This is a genomic window from uncultured Mycobacterium sp. (assembly GCF_964249325.1).
GTDB lineage: Bacteria > Actinomycetota > Actinomycetes > Mycobacteriales > Mycobacteriaceae > Mycobacterium.
This window is the reverse complement of sequence record NZ_CAXUCH010000202.1, coordinates 1-4,826: the sequence shown is the minus strand read 5'-3', so window position 1 is coordinate 4,826 and position 4,826 is coordinate 1. Positions and strand designations below refer to the sequence as shown.

Here is a 4,826-nt window from a genome sequence, read left to right as displayed (position 1 = left end):
ATCACCGGCACACCGGCAGCGTCCAGCGCCGCGACGATCGAGCGGACTTCGTCTTTGGTGAACTGGTGGCGTTTGTGGTGCGACCCGTCACGCAGCGACGTATCGGTGATCCGGACGTCCCAAATGCTTTCACTCATCACGCCGCCTCCTCCTCATCGCTGCGCTCTGCATCGTCGGCGCCGGTCATCGTGTGCCTCCTGCAACCGACAGGGTTTCTTTGGCGATCTCCTCGCCCACCTTGGTCGCCGCCGCCGTCATGATGTCCAGGTTGCCCGCATAGGGGGGCAGGTAATCGCCGGCGCCCTCCACCTCGATGAAGGTAGTGACCAAAGCTTGACCGCCGGAGTTCAGCGACGGCTCGTCGAACTGCGGCTCGTTGAGCAACCGGTATCCCGGCACGTACGTCTGCACCTCGGCAACGACGTCATGGATGGATTTCGCGATCGCGTCGCGGTCGGCGTCCTCTGGGATGGCGCAGAAGATGGTGTCGCGCATGATCATCGGCGGATCGGCCGGATTCAAGATGATGATCGCCTTGCCGCGCTGCGCCCCGCCGATGGTCTCGACACCGCGTGCCGTGGTCTTGGTGAACTCGTCGATGTTGGCCCGGGTGCCGGGTCCGGCCGACACCGACGCCACTGACGCCACGATCTCGGCGTAGGGCACTCCACCTTTGTCGGAGACGACGCGCTCCACCGCATACACGATCGGAATGGTCGCCTGCCCGCCGCAGGTGATCATGTTGACGTTGGGCGCATCCAGATGCTCGCGCAGGTTCGCCGGGGGGATCACGGCCGGGCCGACCGCGGCCGGCGTCAGATCGATGGCCCGGATCCCGGCTTCGGCATATTTCGGCGCGGCTGCCGTGTGCACGTAGGCGCTGGTGGCTTCGAACAGCAGGTCCGGTTTCTCCGACTGCGCCAGCAGCCAGTCGACTCCCTCGTCGGTGGTCTCTAGACCTAGCTTGCGTGCCCGCGCCAGACCTTCGCTTTCCGGGTCGATGCCCACCATCCAGCGCGGCTCCAGCCACTCTGAGCGCAGCAATTTGTATAGCAAGTCGGTGCTGATGTTGCCCGACCCGACAATGGCCACACTTACCTTCGACGCCATGTTGCTTCCTCTATTCAAAAGACAGCCGCACTGACCCCAGCCCGTCGAACTCGGCGACGAAATCATCACCGGGCCGGACGTCGATGGCTCGGGTACAGGAGCCCGGTAACACGATGTCACCGGCCTTGAGCCGTACACCAAAACTTTCCACCTTGCGGGCCAGCCAGGCCACCGCAGTGACCGGATTGCCCAATACGGCGTCGCTGCGGCCCTTGGTCACCACCTCACCGTTGCGGGTGAGCACTGCTTCGATCCCGGTGATGTCGAGATCGGCCGGCGACACCCGCGCTTCGCCGAGCACGAAGCCCGCGGACGAGGCGTTGTCGGCGATGGTGTCGCACAACGCGATCTTCCAATCGGTGATCCGGGTGTCGATCAACTCGATGGCCGGTGCGAATGCGGCGGTCGCCTCCAGCACGTCGTCCTCGGTGCACTCCGCGCCGGGCAGGTCCGCCGCCAGGATGAAGCCGACTTCGACCTCTACCCGCGGATACAGGTATTTCGCCGCCTGGACCGGCGTGTCTTCGAACACCTGCATTTCGTCGAGCAAATGGCCGTAGTCAGGCTCGTCGACGCCCATCATCTGCTGCATCGCCAACGACGAGAGCCCTACCTTGTGCCCGAGCACCCGCGCACCCTCGGCCAGCCGCTGGCGGATATTGATCAGCTGGATTTCGTAGGCGTCGACGACGTCGATCTGTGGGTGGGCAGCAGTCAACGGCGGGATCGGCTGACGGCTGCGCTCGGCCTGCGCCAGGTCGGCGGCCAGCGCCTCGCGGGTGGCAAGTGGAAGCATTTACCGAAGTCCCCTCGTGGGTGTGACCGGGGCAGTAGCGCCCGCCCCTGGCAATTCTATAACGTGTTCTACATGACAGCTCAGGAGTTCGACGTCGTCGTGGCCGGGAGCGGCGGCGCCGGCATGGTTGCCGCCCTTACCGCGGCTCACCGGGGCCTATCGACAATAGTCATCGAGAAGGCTGCGCACTACGGCGGGTCGACGGCCCGATCCGGCGGCGGCGTGTGGATTCCGAACAACGAGGTCCTCAAGCGTGACGGTGTCAAAGACACGCCCGAGGCGGCGCGGACCTACCTGCACAGCATCATCGGCGACGTCGTCGAACCGGAGCGGATCGACACCTATCTGGAGCGCGGTCCGGAAATGCTGTCGTTCGTGCTCGAGCACACGCCATTGAAAATGTGCTGGGTGCCGGGCTACTCGGACTATTACCCCGAGGCGCCGGGCGGCCGCCCGGCTGGCCGTTCGATCGAGCCGAAGCCGTTCGACGCCAACAAGCTTGGACCTGACCTGCCCGGGCTAGAGCCGCCGTATGGCAAGGTGCCGCTGAATGTGGTTGTGATGCAACAGGACTACGTGCGGTTGAACTTGCTCAAGCGCCACCCGCGGGGTGTGCTGCGCAGCGTCAAGGTGGGTGCGCGGACGATGTGGGCCAAGACAACCGGCAAGAACCTCGTGGGCATGGGACGCGCGCTGATCGGTCCGCTGCGTATCGGCCTGCGGCAGGCCGGCGTTCCGGTGCAGCTCAACACCGCATTGACAGATCTTTACGTCGAGAACGGTGCGGTTCGCGGTGTGTACGTCGGCGACACCAACGCGCCAGATGCCGCCGAGCCGCAACTGATCAAAGCCCGACGCGGCGTGATCCTCGCCTGCGGCGGGTTCGAGCACAACGAGCAGATGCGGGTCAAATACCAGCGGGCTCCGATTACCACCGAGTGGACCGTGGGGGCCAAAGCAAATACCGGTGACGGCATTGTTGCCGCCGAAAAGCTGGGCGCTACTTTGGATCTGATGGAAGACGCGTGGTGGGGTCCGACCGTTCCGCTGGTGGGCGCACCATGGTTCGCGTTGTCGGAGCGCAATTCACCGGGATCCATCATCGTCAACATGTCGGGCAAGCGATTCATGAACGAATCGATGCCCTATGTCGAGGCCGTTCACCGGATGTACGGCGGGGAATACGGCCAAGGGCCCGGGCCGGGCGAGAACATTCCCGCGTGGCTGGTGTTCGACCAGCAGTACCGGAACCGCTATATCTTCGCCGGCCTGCAGCCCGGGCAGCGCATTCCGCGTAAGTGGCTGGACTCGGGTGTGATCGTCCAGGCCGACACACTTCAAGAACTCGCAGATAAGGCTGGGCTGCCGGTCGACGAGTTGCTGGCAACCGTGCAGCGTTTCAACGGCTTTGCGCGGTCGGGTGTCGACGACGACTTTCACCGCGGCGAAAGCGCCTACGACCGCTACTACGGGGATCCGACCAACAAGCCCAACCCGAATCTGGGTGAGATCAAGCACCCCCCGTACTACGCCGCCAAGATGGTGCCCGGCGACTTGGGCACCAAGGGTGGCATTCGCACCGACGTGCACGGCCGCGCACTGCGCGACGACGGCAGTGTCATCGAAGGCCTCTACGCCGCGGGCAACGTCAGCGCCCCGGTGATGGGTCATACCTACCCCGGGCCGGGCGGGACCATTGGTCCGGCAATGACATTCGGCTATCTGGCGGCGCTGCATATCGCGGGAGGCGCCTAGACATGCCCATCGATCCGAGTATCGCGCTGGGCGCTGAGTTCGGCGCCGTCGAATTCTCATGGACTGCCACCGATGTGCAGCTCTACAACCTTGCGCTGGGCGCCGGTGCAGACCCGATGGACCCGCGTGAGCTCAGCTACGTGGCGGACCACACCCCGCAGGTGCTGCCGAGTTTCGGCTGTGTCGCGGCGTCGTTCCACGAGGTCGAACCGCCGAAGGTGAGTTGGCCGGGTGTAGACATCGACTTGGCCAAGATTTTGCACGCCTCCGAAGAGGTGAAAGTGCCAGCGCCGTTGCCGCCGTCGGGAAGTGCACGTGCTTTGAGCCGCATCGTCGAGGTCTGGGACAAAGCCAAGGCTGCGGTGGTTGTGCTCGAGACCTCGGTGACCGCCTCGGACGGCACACCGTTGTGGACGCAGCGGCGTTCGATTTTCGCCCGCGGCGAGGGCGGATTCGGCGGCGAGCGTGGGCCGTCCATGTCAGTCGCAGCGCCGGAGCGGAAGCCTGACCTCGAGGTGGCGATACCGGTCTTGCCGCAGCAAGCGCTGCTGTACCGGCTCTGCGGCGACCGCAACCCCCTGCATTCCGATCCGCAATTCGCTGCTGCCGCAGGCTTTCCGCGGCCGATCCTGCACGGGTTGTGTACTTACGGTATGACCTGCAAGGCGATCGTCGACGCCATGCTGGACGGAGATGCCAGCGCTGTGGCAGCCTACGGCGCCCGGTTCTCGGGTGTCGCGTTTCCCGGTGAGACACTGCAGGTCGGCATATGGAAAGACGACGGCCGTTTCCTGGCCACCGTGGTGGCGCCCTCCCGCGATAATGCGGTAGTGCTCAGCGGCGTGGAATTGGTGCCAGCGTGATTTCCTTCGCGTCGAGCGTGACTGTGCGATCACGTTCGAGTGCCGGTGTGACTGCATTGTCACGTTCGGCGGGCGAGCGCAGCGCGGACACGACGGACGATGTCGGCCGGTCGGTCAGTCGCCATTACCCGGATGACGATCCAGCCACGGCGCTCTAACATCTCCAGTCGCCGGATGTCCCAGGAGTATTGGGACCGATCGCTGCGGTGTTGGTCACCGTCGTACTCGACGGCGACCTTGGCGTCTTCTTCTCTTGGGATCGCCCTGGCGTGGTGTGACGTCGCGGCGGACCAGCTCGTCGC

The 4,826-nt window shown here is 64.8% G+C and carries 5 protein-coding genes and 1 pseudogene (1 of these 6 running past the window's edge); 2 read left to right on the top strand and 4 right to left on the bottom strand.

The window, feature by feature from the left end:
* From dmpG to ACFE99_RS19755, 3 genes and pseudogenes are all read right to left on the bottom strand, one after another.
* Positions 1-137: pseudogene (gene dmpG / locus ACFE99_RS19765) on the bottom strand (4-hydroxy-2-oxovalerate aldolase); it reaches 915 nt to the left of the window's first position.
* 46 nt (positions 138-183) lie between these two features.
* Complete coding sequence (locus tag ACFE99_RS19760) at positions 184-1,110, bottom strand: acetaldehyde dehydrogenase (acetylating) (protein WP_375488124.1); 927 nt, start codon at positions 1,108-1,110, stop codon at positions 184-186.
* 10 nt (positions 1,111-1,120) lie between these two features.
* Positions 1,121-1,906: a 2-keto-4-pentenoate hydratase gene (locus ACFE99_RS19755; protein WP_375488123.1), complete on the bottom strand. Its 786-nt coding sequence runs from the start codon at positions 1,904-1,906 to the stop codon at positions 1,121-1,123.
* Between the two features lie 72 nt (positions 1,907-1,978).
* On the opposite strand from ACFE99_RS19755, the gene kstD reads away from it, so the two are divergent.
* Positions 1,979-3,661, top strand: coding sequence for a 3-oxosteroid 1-dehydrogenase (kstD, locus tag ACFE99_RS19750; RefSeq protein ID WP_375488122.1), 1,683 nt, complete (start codon positions 1,979-1,981; stop codon positions 3,659-3,661).
* A 2-nt stretch (positions 3,662-3,663) separates the two neighbouring features.
* The gene (locus ACFE99_RS19745; protein WP_375488121.1) at positions 3,664-4,524 is read left to right on the top strand and encodes a MaoC/PaaZ C-terminal domain-containing protein; all 861 of its coding nucleotides are present in this window, start codon (positions 3,664-3,666) and stop codon (positions 4,522-4,524) included.
* 59 nt (positions 4,525-4,583) lie between these two features.
* On the opposite strand, the gene ACFE99_RS19740 is transcribed toward ACFE99_RS19745, so the two are convergent.
* A partial coding sequence (locus tag ACFE99_RS19740; RefSeq protein WP_375488120.1) for a DUF559 domain-containing protein occupies positions 4,584-4,826 on the bottom strand: 243 nt, incomplete at its 5' end.

Excerpts from the sequence above, each read along its gene's own strand:
- ACFE99_RS19760 (WP_375488124.1), bottom strand. The coding sequence starts at position 1,110 with ATGGCGTCGAAGGTAAGTGTGGCCATTGTCGGGTCGGGCAACATCAGC.
- ACFE99_RS19755 (WP_375488123.1), bottom strand. The coding sequence starts at position 1,906 with ATGCTTCCACTTGCCACCCGCGAGGCGCTGGCCGCCGACCTGGCGCAG.
- ACFE99_RS19745 (WP_375488121.1), top strand. The coding sequence starts at position 3,664 with ATGCCCATCGATCCGAGTATCGCGCTGGGCGCTGAGTTCGGCGCCGTC.
- kstD (WP_375488122.1), top strand. The coding sequence starts at position 1,979 with ATGACAGCTCAGGAGTTCGACGTCGTCGTGGCCGGGAGCGGCGGCGCC.